Source organism: Chromobacterium subtsugae, from assembly GCF_035919665.1.
Lineage (GTDB): Bacteria > Pseudomonadota > Gammaproteobacteria > Burkholderiales > Chromobacteriaceae > Chromobacterium > Chromobacterium subtsugae.
Genome location: NZ_CP142381.1, coordinates 2,995,215 through 3,009,332, shown reverse-complemented (window position 1 = coordinate 3,009,332; position 14,118 = coordinate 2,995,215). Strand labels below are relative to the sequence as shown.

Genomic DNA, 14,118 nt, shown 5'->3' with positions numbered 1-14,118 from the left:
TTCAGTCCCGGGTCTGGTTGGAGGGCGGGGCAAGCAGGGTTTGCGCGGCCTGCCATACCATGTCCGGCTGCATGTTTTTCAGGCAGTCGGTGTGGCCGTAGGGGCAGCTGCGCTCGAAACAGGGGCTGCAGTCCAGGTTCAGCGACACGATGGCCGCCTTGTCGGACAGCGGCGGGGTGAAGTCCGGGCTGGACGAGCCGTACAGCGCCACCAGCGGTTTGTCGAGCGCGGCGGCGACGTGCATCAGGCCGGAGTCGTTGCAGACCGCCAGCTGGCACAGGCCGATCAGGTCTATCGCTTCTTCCAGGCCGGTGGCGCCGCACAGATTGACGGCGCTGCCTTGCGACAGCGCGGCGATCTCGTCGCCGATATCCTTGTCCTTGCCAGAGCCGAACAGCCATACCGCGTAACCGGCGGCGTCGAAGCGGCGCGCCAGTTCGGCGAAGTGCCGCGCCGGCCAGCGCTTGGCCGGGCCGTATTCCGCGCCGGGGCAGAAGGCGACCACCGGGCGGCCGGTGTCCAGGCCCAAGCGCTGCGCGGCCTGCTGTTGCGAGGCGGCATCGGCGCTGAGCAGCGGGTTGGGAATGGGGCGGGCCAGCGGGCGCTTCTTGTCTTCGGCCAGCGCGCAGAAGCGCTCCACCATCATCGGCAGTTCCTGTTCGTCCAGTTCGCGGGCGTCGTTGAGCAGGCCGTAGCGCGATTCGCCGAGAAAGCCGGTGCGCAGCGGAATGCCGGCGAACAGCGGGATCAGCGCGGATTTCAGCGAGTTGGGCAGCACGATGACTTGGTCGAAGCCTTCCTTCGCCAGCTGGCGCGCCACTTTCCAGCGCTCCATCAGCCGCAGCGCGCCGTGGCCGAAGGGGTTGAGGTGGGATTGGGCCACTTCCGGCATCCGCGCCAAGAGCGGCAGGGTCCAGGCTGGGGCGAACACGTGCAGCTCCAGCTCGGGGTGGCGCTGGTGCAGGCGTCGGTACAGCGGCTGGGCCATTACGCTGTCACCGACCCAGGACGGGCCGATGACCAGGATTTTTTTCTTCATGGGGTGTTTCCGGTTCCAAACGCAAGCCGGCTGCGGGCATACCGGCTTGCGTTTGGCGTCGGCAAGCAAAAAAGGTGTGGCCGGCGCCACACCCTTGTGTCCCGACGAAGCGGGGCGCTTCAGTGGTGGTGGCCGACCGGGCCGACCAGCTTGTACTGGGTGCCGCAGTAGGGGCACAGGGCTTCGCCGGTTTTGTGCACCGGCAGGTAGACGCGCGGATGGGAGTTCCAGGCTTTCATGTCCGGCATCGGGCAATGCAGCGGCAGGTCGTGCTGGGTGACTTCAATATAGCGTGCGGTGTTTTCTTTGAGTTCTGCCATGGTCATTCCTTGTTGCGGCAAGCGGGGGCGTCCGAAAAACGTGTGCCAGCAGGGCGGCCGGGGCCGCACGCTGCTGGCGCGCGTGGTGCGGATTCTACCGCTTATTTTACGTAAGTGAGCCAGTGTTCGTGTTCGGCGTCGTGGCCCTTGACGATGTTGAAGTAGCGCTTCTGGATTTCGGCGGTGATCGCGCCGCGGGCGCCGTTGCCGATCGGGCGGCGATCCAGCTCGCGGATCGGCGTCACTTCGGCGGCGGTGCCGGTGAAGAAGGCTTCGTCGGCGCTGTACACTTCGTCGCGGGTGATGCGCTTTTCCACCAGTTGCAGGCCCATTTCCTGGGAGATCTGCACCACGGTGTCGCGGGTGATGCCTTCCAGCGCGCTGGTCAGGTCGGGAGTATATAGCTTGCCCTTGCGGACGATGAAGATGTTTTCGCCGGAGCCTTCGGCGACGAAGCCGTCCACGTCCAGCAGCAGCGCCTCGTCGTAGCCGTCGGCGGTGGCCTCGTTATTGGCCAGGATGGAGTTCATGTAGTTGCCGTTGGCCTTGGCCTTGCACATGGTGATGTTGACGTGATGGCGGGTGAAGGAGCTGGTCTTCACGCGGATGCCCTTCTCCAGGCCTTCCTCGCCCAGGTAGGCGCCCCACGGCCAGGCGGCCACGATCACCTGCACGTCGTTCTTCAGCGGCGCCACGCCCAGCTTGCCGGAGCCGTAGAAGGCCATCGGGCGGAAATAGCAGGACTTCAGGCCATTGGCCTTGACCACGTCCAGATGCGCCTGGTTGATCTGTTCCGGCGAGAACGGCAGCGCCATGCCCAGGATCTTGGCGGAGCGGAACAGGCGCTCGGTGTGGTCCTGCAGGCGGAAAATGGCCGGACCCTTGGGGGTTTCGTAGGCGCGCACGCCTTCGAACACGCCCATGCCGTAGTGCAGGGTGTGGGTCAGGACGTGGGTGGTGGCGTCGCGCCAGTCCACCAATTTGCCGTCAAACCAGATATATCCGTCACGATCAGCCATCGACATCTCGGTACTCTCCTGTGTTGTGCTTTATCCGGGCGCGCTGTCCAGGCAACTCCGCCGGCCGCGCCTTTAGCCTTGCTTGATGGGGCAGTGTATACCGCCGCCGCCGGACTTGTGAACCCGGCGTCAGGAAAAATCGAGCGCTTGCTCGAAAACCTGTTGCCACAACAGGCAACCCTTGCGATAGGCGGCCAGCAGGGTATTGTCGACTTCCACTTTCTGCCGCTCGTTGAGCCGGGCCGCGTGCTGAAGCCGGCGGTATAGCCGGTAGGCGGCGCGGGCGCCGTCGGCCAGGTCGCGGTCTATCAGGCCGGCGTCGGCCGCCACCGCCAGCAGCGCGATGTTGCCGGTGTTGCCGGTGAAAGCCGGCAGCCGGCTGGCGTGGGCCAGGATCAGGTACTGGACGATGAACTCGATGTCTATGATGCCGCCGCGGGCGTTTTTCACGTCGTCTGGCCGCGCCGGGTGGCTGTCCAGCATGCGCTGGCGCATGTCCAGCACCTCCTGGCGCAGCTTGGCCGGCTCGCGCGCCAGCGTCAGGATTTCATGGCGTTCGGCTTCGAATTGCTCGCCGATGGCTTCGTCGCCGGCGACGAAGCGGGCGCGGGTCAGCGCCTGGTGTTCCCATGCCCAGGCCTGGTTTTCCTGGTATTGGCGGAAGGCGGAGATCGAGCTGACCAAGAGGCCGCTGGCGCCGTTGGGGCGCAGCCGCAGGTCGATGTCGTACAGCACGCCGGCGGCGGTGGCGCTGGTCAGCCAGGTGGACAGCTTGCGCGCCAGCCGCGAGTACAGTTCGGCCGCGTCCGGGTGGGGGTCGTCGTAGAGAAAGATGATGTCGAGGTCGGACGCGTAGCCCAGTTCCTTGCCGCCCAGCTTGCCGTAGCCTATCACCGCGAAGCTTGGCGTCTGCTGGTGGCGGCTGGAGATGTCCAGCCAGGCGTGGCGCACGGCCGCGTCCAGCACGTGGTCGGCCAGCAGCGACAGCTGGTCGGACAGCGCTTCCACTGTCCACATGCCGGCCAGGTCCTGCGCCACCAGGCGGAAGGTCTGCGCGTGCTGGAAATGGCGCAGCGCGTCCATCTTGGCCTCCACGTCGCCGTCGGCCTGCGTCAGCTGCGCTTCCAGCTGGCTGGCCAGCAGCGGCCAGTCCGGCGCGGCGTACAGCACCCGCACATCCAGCAGTTCGTCCAGCAGGATGGGGTGGCGGCTGAGGTAGGCGGACACCCAGGCGCTGGACGAGTAAAGGGATGCCAGCCGCTGTAACGTTTGCGGGTATTCGGTCAGCAGAGCCAGGTAGGAGGCGCGGCGGCTGATGGCTTCCATCAGGCCGATGATGCGCGACAGCGTGTCGTCTGCATTGGGGAAGCGCGACGCCACCTCGATCAGCGCCGGCATCAGCGCGTCCAGCTTCTTGCGGCCGGACAGCGGCATCTGCAGGTAGCGCTGGCTTTGCGCCAGGCCCTTGAGCTGGCGGGCCACGGCGGCGGGGTCGGCGTAGCCCAGCTCCGCCAGCCGCAGCGAGGGGTCCTGGTCGGCCACGTCCATCCACAATTCCGATAGCGGGTGGTCCGGGCTGTCCTCGCTGGGCAGGATGAACACTTGCTCGAAGTGGCGGCTGACCTTGCGGCGCACCTCGGCCAGCGCGGGCTGGAAGGCGTCCCAGTCGGCGTAGCCCATGCTGGCGGCGATTTTTTGCCGGGTTTCCGGCGCGGCCGGCAGGGTTTGGGTCTGCTGGTCGTCCAGGTATTGCAGCCGGTGTTCCAGCTTGCGCAGGAAGGCGTAGGCATCTTGCAGCTCTTCCACCGCCGACGGCTCCAGCAGCCGCAGGTCCGCCAGCCTGGATAGGGTGGCGCGGGTGCCGCGCAATTGCAGCGTCTTGTCGCGGCCGCCGCGGATCAGCTGGAATACCTGGGCGATGAATTCGGCCTCGCGGATGCCGCCCGGCCCCAGCTTGATGTTGTCGGCCATGTCGCGCCGCGCCACTTCGCGGCGGATCTGCGCGTGCAGTTCGCGCATCGCGCCGTAGGCGTTGTAGTCCAGGTATTTGCGGTAGACGAAGGGGCGGACCATCTGATTCAACCCTTCGGCGTCGCCGGTGATGGCCTTGGCCTTGATCCAGGCGTAGCGCTCCCATTCGCGGCCCTGGCTGAGCAGGTAGTTCTCCAGCGCGGCGAAGCTCATCACCAGCGGGCCGGAGTCGCCGTAGGGGCGCAGGCGCATGTCCACCCGGAACACCTGGCCGTCGGCGGAGAGGTCGTGGATCAGCGCGATCAGCCGCTTGCCCACCTGGGTGAAATATTCGTGATTGCTGATCTTGCGCGCGCCGTCGGTTTCGCCGCTTTCAGGGTAGATGAAGATCAGGTCGATGTCGGAGCTGACGTTCAGCTCGCCGCCGCCCAGCTTGCCCATGCCGATCACGATCAGCTGCTGCTCCTCGCCGCTGTCCTCGCCTATCGGCTTGCCGTATTGGGGCAGCGAGGCGCAGGCGCAGCGCAAGGCCTGGCGCACGGCGAATTCGGCCAGCTGGCTGACGGTGGCGACCACCTCGTCCAGCGGCGCCAGGTCGTTGAGGTCGCGGCAGATGAGGCGGGCCATCACCGCCTGGCGCAGCCGGCGCAGCGCAGGCGCCAGCTGTTCCGGCGCCTGCAGGGCTGGCCAGTCGGCGAAGTCCTGCATATCCTCAACGGTGAAGGGCTGGCTCAACTGCCGCTCCAGCCGCTCGCCTTCTTCCGGCCGGGCCGCCAGAAGGCGGGTCAGATAGTGGGAAAACTCGCAGCTGCGGGCAATGGCAGCGGCCGTGTTTGCTGGCATAATGGCTCCGGACGGTTTAGCGCGGCAGAATAACGGCCGCGCGGAGGGCGGGCTGTGGCCGGTTTTCGTCGCCGTATCTTTCACCGCGTCATTGTAACGGTTTGCCATAGTTGAAAAAGCCCTTGTTGCCGTTGTCCCGCATTCACGTCTTGCGCGTGCTCAAGCGCAGCCTGCTCGTTCTGGCGCTGCTGCTGTCGACTGTCTGCGTCCTGTTGACCGCCGCTTTCTGCGCGTTCACCTTCTGGCTGCTGCCGAATCTCGATCAATACCGCCCCAGGCTGGAGCAAAGCCTGTCCGGCGCGCTGGGGCACGATGTCCGCATCGCCAAGCTGTCCGGCCATTGGGAAGGCGTGGCGCCGTTGTTCGAACTGAGCGGGGTGGCGATCGCCAACCCGGTGTCCGGCCAGGCGCTGACGCTGAGCCTGGTCACGGTGCAGCCGTCGTGGACGTCGATGCTGGCCTGGGAGCCGCGCCTGTCGGTGCTGGTGAACGGCCCGGCGGTGGAGCTGCGCCGCACCGCCGCCGGGGTGATCTATCTGAATGGTTTTGATCTGAGCAGCGGGCCGTCGTCGGACAACGCGCTGGGCAACTGGCTGCTGCGCCAGCCTTCGCTGGACATCCGCAACGCGCGGCTGAGCTGGCAGGACGACAGGCTGGGCCTGCCCCGGCTGGACCTGAAGCAGGGACAGTTGCTGCTGGAACGCACCTTGCTGGGCCATCGGCTGCATCTGGCCGGCCTGCCGGCCGCCACGCTGGGCAAGGGCTTCGAGCTGGACGCCAGCTGGCGCGGCGACGACATCAACAGCTGGCTGCAGTGGTCGGGATCGCTGCGGGTGGCGCTCAACGGCGCGCGCGCCGACGTGTGGTCGCGCTATATGCGCGAGATGGGGGTGCTGCGCAGCGGCGAGGGCGACGGCACGCTGGAAATGTCGTTCGCCGACGGCAGCATCGGCAGCCTGCGGGCGGACGTCAACGTGCGCAACGCCGCCTACACGCCGCCCAGCGCGCGCGAGCTGGTGTTGCCGCAACTGCAGGGCAAGCTGCAGCTGGACCGCCAGGGCGACGGCAGCTACAAGATCCTGGCCAGCGACCTGACCCTGGCCAGCGCCACCGGCCTCGCCTTCGACAAGTCTTCGATCAAGGGCCAGTGGCGTCCCGGCGCCCAAGGCGGCGGCGAGCTGACGCTGGACAATGTCGACGTCGGCCATCTGAACCCGTTCATCCGCGCTCTCGGCGTGGACGCCAACCCGTTGTTCGCCCGATTTTCGCCGCGCGGCGCGCTGCATGGCTTGACCCTGGGCTGGCAGGGGCCGGCGGAGGCGCCGCGCAGCTTCCAGCTGAAAACCCGTTTCGAAGCGTTGGGCTGGCAGCCGTTCGCCGACTTGCCGGGCGTGGCCGGCGTCACCGGCAGCATAGATTTCAACGAGCAGGGCGGCCGTTTGCTGCTGGACACCGGCAAGTCCGAAGTGATCTACCCGGCCTTGTACGCGCAGAGCCTGCCTTTCGACAGCCTGGCGGCCGACATTTCCTGGCGCCAGCGCGGCGCGGCGCTGGACATCGACTTCGACAAGCTGGCCTTCGCCAGCGCCGATCTCGCCGGCAGGCTGCAGGGCAGCTACCACCATGGCGGCGGCGGCGCCGGCCATATCGACCTGACCGCCTCGGTCGACGAAGTCAAGGCGACGCGCATACCCGGCTACCTGCCGCATCAGGTGGGCGAACATACCAGCGCCTGGCTGCGCAAGGCGCTGCTGGACGGGGTGGCGAAAAATGTCCGCTTGACGCTCAAGGGCGATCTGGATCAATTCCCCTTCCCGGCAGGCAAGGGCGGGGAATTCCTGGTAGAGGCCGACGTTGAAAAAGCCAAGCTGCTGTATCAGCCGGGCTGGCCCGCCATTGACGATATCGACGCCAAGCTGACTTTCCATAACGAGGCGATGCGGGTGGAAAGCACGCGCGCCAGCACGGTCGGCGTGCCTTTGCGCCAGGTGAGGGTGGGAATCGACCAGCTGGGCGCGACGGCGCCGTGGCTGAAGATAGAGGGAGAGATCGACGACAAGCTGGACCGGATGCTGGCCTTCACCACCAAGAGCCCGGTGGATGGCTGGCTGGGCGGCTTCACCGGCAAGATCCGCGCCGCCGGCCCGGCCGCGCTGAAGCTGCAACTGGCGGTGCCGCTGGCCGGCGAGGACAGCACCAAGGTGCGCGGCGACATCGATTTCAAGCATAACCGGCTGCTGTTCACCCAACTGCCGCTGCCTGAGTTGACGGCGGTGCAGGGCAGGCTGACCTTCACCGAGCGCGGCATAGACAGCAAGGGCGTGGCCATGGAAGCCTTCGGCGGCGCTTTCCGCCTGAGCGCCCATACCGGCGCGGACAAGCGCATGCGCTTCGAGGTGGGGGGGGAGGCGGACGGCAAACGAGTCTTGCAGCAATATCTGGCGCCGCTGGCGCCGCTGGCCGAGGGACGCAGCCGCTTCGACAGCCAGTTCGTGGTGCGCGACGGCCTGGAGAGCCTGCAGCTGTCGTCCAGCCTGCAGGGGCTGGCGCTGGATGCGCCGCCGCCGCTGGGCAAGGCCGCCGCGGCGGCGCAGGCCTTGCAGTTGCAGCTGCATCCGGCCCCGGCGCGCTTTGGCCAGGCGATGCGGCTGGAATTCGCGCTGGGCACCGCGCTGAACGGCAAGCTGCGGCTGGATGAGCATGGCAATCTGCAAGCCGGCGCGCTGGGGCTGGAGCGCGATGCCGGCGAATGGCCGGCGACGGGCCTGGTGTTGCGCGCGCAGCAGGCGCGGGTGGATCTGGACGACTGGTGGCAGCGGCTGTCGCGGCTGGGCGGCGCCGATGGGCTGCCAAACGGAAATATGATATTGTCCTTGGATCTGGACGCGCCCGAGCTGTCGGCTCAAGGCTTCACGCTGCATCAGGTGAATGCCCACGTTTTCAACCGGCCCGGAACGGAGCTGTGGTCGGTGAAGCTGCGCTCGCGCGAGGCCACCGGGCTGGTCAGCTACCAACCGGGCGGGGGCGGCGCGCTGGAGGCCAATCTGGACCGGCTGGCCTTGAACTGGCCGCTGCGCGCCGACGCGGCGCCGACGCCTGGCGCGGCGGCGAAGCCGCAGCTGCCGGCGATGAAGATCCATATCGCCGAGCTATCGCTGCAGGGGCGGGAAATCGGCAAGCTGGACATGACGGCGCGGCGCGACGGCGCAGTCTGGATCATGGACCCGCTGAAGCTGACCACGCCGGAGGGCAGCCTGTCCGGCAGCGCCGAGGTCAACGAACAGGGCGCGGGCAGCGTGGATAGCCGTTTCGCGCTGGAAACCGCCAACGCCGGCAAGCTGCTGGCTCGCTTCGGCCAGGGAGACGTGTTCCGCAACGGCCAGGGCAAGCTGTCTGGCCAGCTGAACTGGCCCGGCGGCCTCAGCGACCTGGACGCGGCCCACTTGTCAGGCCAGCTGAGCCTGGATTTCAAGAATGGCCGCTTCGCCAAGGTGGATCCCGGCGTGGCGCGGCTGTTGGGGGTGCTCAGCCTGCAATCGCTGCCGCGCCGCATCCGGCTGGATTTCACCGACGTCTTCAGCGAAGGCTTCGCGTTCGATACGCTGCAAGGCGCGGCCGGCGTGCGCAATGGCCTGTTCACCTCCAGCAAGGTGGAGATGAGAAGCCCGGCGGCGGAGGTGACCATCTCCGGCGAAGTGGACCTGGGCAAGGAAACCCAGGCGCTGAAAGTGCATGTGGTGCCGCATGTGGCGGAAAGCGTGGCGCTGGCGGCCGGCGCGGCCTTGCTCAATCCGGTGGTGGGCATCGCCACCCTGGCGGCGCAAAAGGTGTTGCAAGACCCGGTGGGAAAAATCCTGTCGCTCGATTACGCAGTCAGCGGTTCGCTGAAGGACCCGCAGGTGGTGAGGGTGAACGTCGGCGATCCGGTCAACATCAAGGGGAAAAAACCATGAAGCAGAAGTTCGTCGCCGCTGCTGTGCAGATGGTGTCCGGTTGCAATCCTTCGGCCAATCTGGCCCGCGCCGCCGAACTGGTGGCGGAAGCCGCTGGCAAAGGCGCCCGCCTGGTGGTGCTGCCCGAGTATTTTTGCCTGATGGGCGCGCATGAGACCGACAAGGTGGCGCTGCGCGAAGCCTATGGCGAGGGGCCGATCCAGCAGGCGCTGTCCGACATGGCCCGCGCCAACGGCGTGTGGCTGCTGGGCGGCACGGTGCCGCTGGCCGCCGATAATCCGGAGAAGGTGCTCAACACCAGTCTGCTCTACAATCCACAGGGTGAGGTGGTGTCGCGCTACGACAAGATCCACCTGTTCGGCTTCACCGGCCAGGGCGAGAGCTACCGCGAATCCAACACCATCAGCGCGGGCTGCGTGCCGGTGAAGGCGGAAACGCCGCTGGCCGACATCGCGCTGAGCATATGCTACGACTTGCGCTTCCCCGAGCTGTACCGGCTGCTGGCGCCGTTCGACTTGCTGATCATGTCGGCGGCGTTCACCGCCACCACCGGCGAGGCGCACTGGGAGCCGCTATTGAGGGCGAGGGCGATAGAAAACCAATGCTACCTGCTGGCCTCGGCCCAGGGCGGCGTGCATGAAAACGGCCGCAAGACCCATGGCCATTCGATGATCATCGACCCCTGGGGCCGCATTCTGGCCGAACTGCCGCAGGGCGAGGGCGTGATCGTCGCCGAGATCGACCCCGATTTGATCCAATCGGTGCGCAGCAGCCTGCCGGCGCTGGAGCACCGAGTCATACGTTGAAAGAATACCGATGCAAGATGCCTTCACCGCCGCAGATGAATTGCTGCTCAAGCCTTACGGCCTGGACGAGTCCGCCATCGAGCAGACCCTGGCGCATATGCGCCGCCACGATATCGACTACGCCGACCTGTATTTCCAGTACACCCGCAACGAGGGTTGGCACCTGGAGGAGGGCATCGTCAAGTCGGGCAGCTTCAGCATCGACCAGGGCGTGGGCGTGCGGGCGGTGTCCGGCGAGAAGACGGCTTTCGCCTACTCCGACGCCATCAGCCAGGACGCGCTGACCCGCGCCGCCGAGGCGGTGCGCGCCATCGGCCGGACCGGCGGCGACGGCAGCGCCGGCGCGGTGGAGAAGCGCAAGCCGCAATCGCTGTATCCATCGATCGACCCTTGCCACAGCATGGAGGCCGCCGGCAAGGTGGCCTTGCTGGAAAAGGTGGAACGCCTGGCCAAGGCGATGGACCCGCGCGTGATCCAGGTGATGGCCGGCCTCGCCACCGAATACGACGTGGTCTACGTCGCCCGCCATGACGGCGTGCGCGCCGCCGACGTGCGTCCGCTGGTGCGGGTGTCGGTGATGGTGATCGCCGAACAGAACGGCCGGCGCGAACAGGGCTCGTCCGGCGGCGGCGGCCGCTTCGACCTCAACTATTTCGACGACGCGGTGGTGGAGCGCTATGTGCGCGAAGCGGTGAAGCAGGCGTTGGTCAACCTGGAATCGCGCCCGGCGCCTGCAGGCCAGATGACCGTGGTGCTGGGGCCGGGCTGGCCCGGCGTGCTGCTGCACGAGGCCATCGGCCATGGCCTGGAGGGCGACTTCAACCGCAAGGGCACGTCGGCCTTCAGCGGCATGTTGGGGCAGCGCGTCGCCGCCTCCGGCGTCACCGTGGTGGACGACGGCGTGATGGGCGGCCGCCGCGGCGCGCTGGCCATCGACGATGAGGGCAACCCCACCCAGCGCACGGTGTTGATCGAGGACGGCATCCTCAAGGGCTATATGCAGGACGCGCTCAATTCGCGGTTGATGGGCGAGGCCTCCACCGGCAACGGCCGGCGCGAGTCCTACGCCAGCATTCCGATGCCGCGGATGACCAACACTTATATGCTGGCCGGCGAGCGCGATCCGCAGGAAATCATCTCTTCAGTCAAGGATGGCCTGTACGCGGTGAATTTCGGCGGCGGCCAGGTGGACATCACCAGCGGCAAGTTCGTGTTCTCGGCGTCGGAAGCCTGGCGCATCGAAAACGGCAAGCTCACCTATCCGGTCAAGGGCGCCACGCTGATCGGCAGCGGCCCGGAAGTGCTGAACTACGTGTCGATGATAGGCAATGACCTGGCTTTGGACCAGGGTGTGGGCGTGTGCGGCAAGGAGGGCCAGAGCGTGCCGGTGGGCGTGGGCCAGCCGACACTGCGCATCGACGGCGGCCTGACGGTCGGCGGCACCGGCGTCTGAGCCTGAGCAGGCATCGCAAGGCCGGGCAGACGCCCGGCCTTTTTTACGCCGTCACGGCTGGATGTTCTGCGCCGCCAGCGCGAGCGCCAACCGCTCCAGCCCTATGCCGAAGCCGGCACCTTCGCGGTACGCGCCGCCGCCGACCACCTGTTTTTGCGCCCCCAACTCCGGCACGCGCATTTCGAAGCCTTCCCCACCCAGGTAGTAGCTAAGCCCGCGTCGCGCCGAAGCGTCCAGCTGATAGCGCAGCCCCAGTCCATCCAGAAAGCCGCGGCATAGCGCCAGGCTGCGCTCCCGCGCGGCGGCCGGGTCCGGCCCCAGGCATTCGAAGCCCAGTTGGGTGAATTCGCGGTAGCGCCCGGCTTGCGGCCTTTCATAGCGATAGCAGCGCGCGACGTAGAAGAAACTGGCCTCGCGCCGGCCGTTGAGCAATTCCCGGCTTTTCTCCTGAAACAGCGCGGTGGCTTCCGGGATCAGGCAGCAGGCGCGGCCCTTGCGGTCGGGGAATGCCCACATCTGTTCGAGAATTTCGCTGCCGCCGGCCTTTGCGACAAAGGTGTCCTGTCCCCACAGCGCGGGCAGGATGGCTTCGTCGGCGCCGGCGTCAATGAAGCCAGCCCCGGAAGCGGTTTTCCAATTGGCGCAGAAGGGCGGCCTCGCGGCCGGCGACGATGCGGGTGCCTCGGATCATGGTCATGGTGTTTCCTTTCAGCGCGTCTTGCGCGCGGGCAATAAAAAAGGCGCCTTGCGGCGCCTGTGCGGTTTGCGGCTGACGGATGGGTCAGCTCGCGCTTTCCTCCCGACGACCGCGCGCCGCCCCGGCGCCCTGGGGCAGGCCGTGATGGTGGTGGCGGAGGAATCGACAGGTTTTCATGTCTTCATCATGTCTGGTGTCCAGCCGTAATGTCAAGCCGGCGGCGCCAACTGGCCCAACAGGCAGGCGCGAACTAGCGGCGCAGGCGCTGCTGATCTGGGTCAAATCTACCATGTTGTTGGCATTTTAATCTTTCGCCCGCGGCCTGGCGCGCCGGGCCGCATTCCAAACCAAACAAGACGGAAAATTTCGATGAACACAATGAGCAAGCTTACGATGGCCGGCGCGTGCGCGCTGGCGTGGATGATGTCTTCGGCGGCGGGCGCGGCGACGATCACGCCGCCGGGCGCGGGCGGGGCAGCCATTCCGTTTTCCGCGGTGGGGCCGGCCACGGTTAGCAAGGGCGGGGTGGATGTCGACTGCAGCGCCGTGTTCAGCGGCACGGTGGACGGCGCCGGCAATATCCTGATCACCAGCGCCGCCTTCAAGGGCATTCCGGTGTGCCGGATGATCAAGGCCAGCGCCACCGCGTCCGCGCCCTGGGTGGGCCGAGTGACGGCGCAGAACCAGTTGGCCATAGACGGGGTGATGGTGAACGTGAACACGCCGATCCTGGGCGGACAATGCGGGCCCAGCCGGATAGCCGGGACGATAACTGACAGCGGCAGCGACACCACGATAGGCCTGGCGGCGGCGCCGCTGACTGGCGGCTGCGCGATTTCCGCCACCTTGACCACCACGCCTTACATGCGCGTCACGCCGTGAGCGGGCCCGGCGCGGCGGCGGGAATGTCGTCTCCCGCCCGCCACCAGCGCCGGGAGGCGCGCAAAGAATGGGCGCGGCGGTAGGCGGTGGGGGTAAGGCCGGTCTGGCGGCGGAACAGCCGGCGGAAGGAGGCGGCGTCCTCGTAGCCGCACTGCTCGACGATGCCGGACAAATCGACGGTGGTGACTTCCAGCAGCAGCTTGGCCCTTTCCACCCGCAATTGCTGCAGGTATTGCAGCGGCGTCATGTCGGCCACTTCGCGGAAGTGGCGCAGCAGGGTGCGGCTGCTCACCGCGGCGGCTTCGGCCACCTGGTCCAGCCGGTAGGGCTCGGTCACGTGCTGCTCCAGCCAGCGGCGCGCCTTGAATACCGCGCTGTCGCGGGTGGGTGTATTGAGCAGGGGCAGGGTCTGGCCGGACTGCTCGAAACGGGCCGCCTGGTACAGCAGGCCATTGCCGCAGCTTTGCGCCAGCTCGTCGCCGGCGAAATGGCGCACCAGCGCCAGCGCCAGATCGGTGGCCGACGCCGGCGCGCCGCTGCACAAGATGTTGCCGTCCACGCTGACCGGCCGGTCCATCAATAGCCGCACCCGCGGATGCTGGCCGGAGAACCAGCCGGCGATCAGCCAGGTGATGGTGGCGTTGCGTTCGTCCAGAATCCCGGCGCGGGCCAGCATGGCGGCGCCGTTGTAATTAGTGGCGATGACGTCGCCGGCGGCGTGGCGGCGGGCGATCAGCCGCAGCGCCGGGCCGCATTGCTCCAGCTGCTGCTTCAGGTGGGGGACGCTGTCCATGTCGAGGCCCGGCACCAGCAGCGCCGATTGGCCGCTGGCCGGCGCGGCGGGCGTCGGCGCGTTGAGCCAGGGCGGCGGCGGCAGCGGATCGCCGTTTGCGTCCAGCAGCCGCCATTGGAAGCGCGGCGCTTTCTGCCGCGGGTGGCGCAGATGCCACAGTTTATTGGCCGCCTGCAGCGCGTCGATGGCGGAAAACAAGGTTCCGCTCAGGCAGTTGGGCAGGCAAAGCAGGTCTATGCAGGTGTTCATCCGGGGCAACCTTGGCGATATCCGCTTTAACCTTGGCGAAAGCGGCGCGCAAATTCAAGCCTGTTGGCATGTTGATTCTGATTTATTTATTCT

At 67.0% G+C, this 14,118-nt stretch carries 11 protein-coding genes; 5 read left to right on the top strand and 6 right to left on the bottom strand.

Going from position 1 to position 14,118, the window contains the following annotated elements; translation table 11 throughout:
• Window position 1 precedes the first annotated feature (1 nt).
• The 4 genes from waaF to glnE form a co-directional block, all read right to left on the bottom strand.
• Window positions 2-1,039 (bottom strand): lipopolysaccharide heptosyltransferase II, encoded by a 1,038-nt coding sequence (gene waaF / locus U6115_RS14400; protein WP_043580107.1) that lies wholly within the window; start codon window positions 1,037-1,039, stop codon window positions 2-4.
• A gap of 119 nt (window positions 1,040-1,158) precedes the next feature.
• Entirely contained in the window at window positions 1,159-1,359 is a 201-nt protein-coding gene (locus U6115_RS14395) for a zinc-finger domain-containing protein (protein ID WP_043580109.1), read from the bottom strand.
• 101 nt (window positions 1,360-1,460) lie between these two features.
• Window positions 1,461-2,384 carry a branched-chain amino acid transaminase gene (locus U6115_RS14390; RefSeq protein ID WP_043580114.1) on the bottom strand — a complete coding sequence of 308 codons (924 nt, stop codon included), beginning with the start codon at window positions 2,382-2,384 and terminating at the stop codon, window positions 1,461-1,463.
• 123 nt (window positions 2,385-2,507) lie between these two features.
• Window positions 2,508-5,192: a bifunctional [glutamate--ammonia ligase]-adenylyl-L-tyrosine phosphorylase/[glutamate--ammonia-ligase] adenylyltransferase gene (gene glnE / locus U6115_RS14385; protein WP_043580115.1), complete on the bottom strand. Its 2,685-nt coding sequence runs from the start codon at window positions 5,190-5,192 to the stop codon at window positions 2,508-2,510.
• A 122-nt stretch (window positions 5,193-5,314) separates the two neighbouring features.
• Between glnE and U6115_RS14380 the strand changes: the two genes are divergently transcribed.
• From U6115_RS14380 to tldD, 3 genes are read left to right on the top strand one after another with little or no spacing between them, the layout of a single operon-like run.
• A complete protein-coding gene (locus tag U6115_RS14380; protein ID WP_160310661.1) occupies window positions 5,315-9,145 on the top strand; it encodes a YhdP family protein in 3,831 nt (1,276 codons plus the stop codon).
• Complete coding sequence (locus U6115_RS14375; protein ID WP_043580116.1) at window positions 9,142-9,951, top strand: carbon-nitrogen hydrolase family protein; 810 nt, start codon at window positions 9,142-9,144, stop codon at window positions 9,949-9,951. The genes U6115_RS14380 and U6115_RS14375 overlap by 4 nt, the downstream gene beginning before the upstream one ends.
• Window positions 9,952-9,961: 10 nt before the next feature.
• Entirely contained in the window at window positions 9,962-11,404 is a 1,443-nt protein-coding gene (tldD, locus tag U6115_RS14370) for a metalloprotease TldD (RefSeq protein ID WP_043580117.1), read from the top strand.
• A gap of 51 nt (window positions 11,405-11,455) precedes the next feature.
• Here the strand turns inward: tldD and U6115_RS14365 are convergent, their stop codons facing one another.
• The gene (locus U6115_RS14365) at window positions 11,456-11,977 is read right to left on the bottom strand and encodes an ATP phosphoribosyltransferase regulatory subunit (protein WP_244999292.1); all 522 of its coding nucleotides are present in this window, start codon (window positions 11,975-11,977) and stop codon (window positions 11,456-11,458) included.
• A 34-nt stretch (window positions 11,978-12,011) separates the two neighbouring features.
• Here U6115_RS14365 and U6115_RS14360 point away from each other — a divergent pair, with 34 nt between their 5' ends.
• Together U6115_RS14360 and U6115_RS14355 are read left to right on the top strand one after the other, a co-directional pair.
• Window positions 12,012-12,308: a hypothetical protein gene (locus U6115_RS14360; protein WP_146008478.1), complete on the top strand. Its 297-nt coding sequence runs from the start codon at window positions 12,012-12,014 to the stop codon at window positions 12,306-12,308.
• A gap of 171 nt (window positions 12,309-12,479) precedes the next feature.
• Window positions 12,480-12,983, top strand: a complete 504-nt coding sequence (locus U6115_RS14355; RefSeq protein WP_146008479.1) for an activator protein — start codon at window positions 12,480-12,482, stop codon at window positions 12,981-12,983.
• Here the strand turns inward: U6115_RS14355 and U6115_RS14350 are convergent.
• Window positions 12,973-14,025: a GlxA family transcriptional regulator gene (locus U6115_RS14350; protein ID WP_052258372.1), complete on the bottom strand. Its 1,053-nt coding sequence runs from the start codon at window positions 14,023-14,025 to the stop codon at window positions 12,973-12,975. The two genes, U6115_RS14355 and U6115_RS14350, sit on opposite strands and share 11 nt — an antisense overlap.
• Window positions 14,026-14,118 lie beyond the last annotated feature (93 nt).

Excerpts from the sequence above, each read along its gene's own strand:
- U6115_RS14375 (WP_043580116.1), top strand. The coding sequence starts at position 9,142 with ATGAAGCAGAAGTTCGTCGCCGCTGCTGTGCAGATGGTGTCCGGTTGC.
- glnE (WP_043580115.1), bottom strand. The coding sequence starts at position 5,192 with ATGCCAGCAAACACGGCCGCTGCCATTGCCCGCAGCTGCGAGTTTTCC.
- U6115_RS14355 (WP_146008479.1), top strand. The coding sequence starts at position 12,480 with ATGAGCAAGCTTACGATGGCCGGCGCGTGCGCGCTGGCGTGGATGATG.
- U6115_RS14360 (WP_146008478.1), top strand. The coding sequence starts at position 12,012 with ATGAAGCCAGCCCCGGAAGCGGTTTTCCAATTGGCGCAGAAGGGCGGC.
- waaF (WP_043580107.1), bottom strand. The coding sequence starts at position 1,039 with ATGAAGAAAAAAATCCTGGTCATCGGCCCGTCCTGGGTCGGTGACAGC.
- tldD (WP_043580117.1), top strand. The coding sequence starts at position 9,962 with ATGCAAGATGCCTTCACCGCCGCAGATGAATTGCTGCTCAAGCCTTAC.
- U6115_RS14395 (WP_043580109.1), bottom strand. The coding sequence starts at position 1,359 with ATGGCAGAACTCAAAGAAAACACCGCACGCTATATTGAAGTCACCCAG.
- U6115_RS14350 (WP_052258372.1), bottom strand. The coding sequence starts at position 14,025 with ATGAACACCTGCATAGACCTGCTTTGCCTGCCCAACTGCCTGAGCGGA.
- U6115_RS14390 (WP_043580114.1), bottom strand. The coding sequence starts at position 2,384 with ATGTCGATGGCTGATCGTGACGGATATATCTGGTTTGACGGCAAATTG.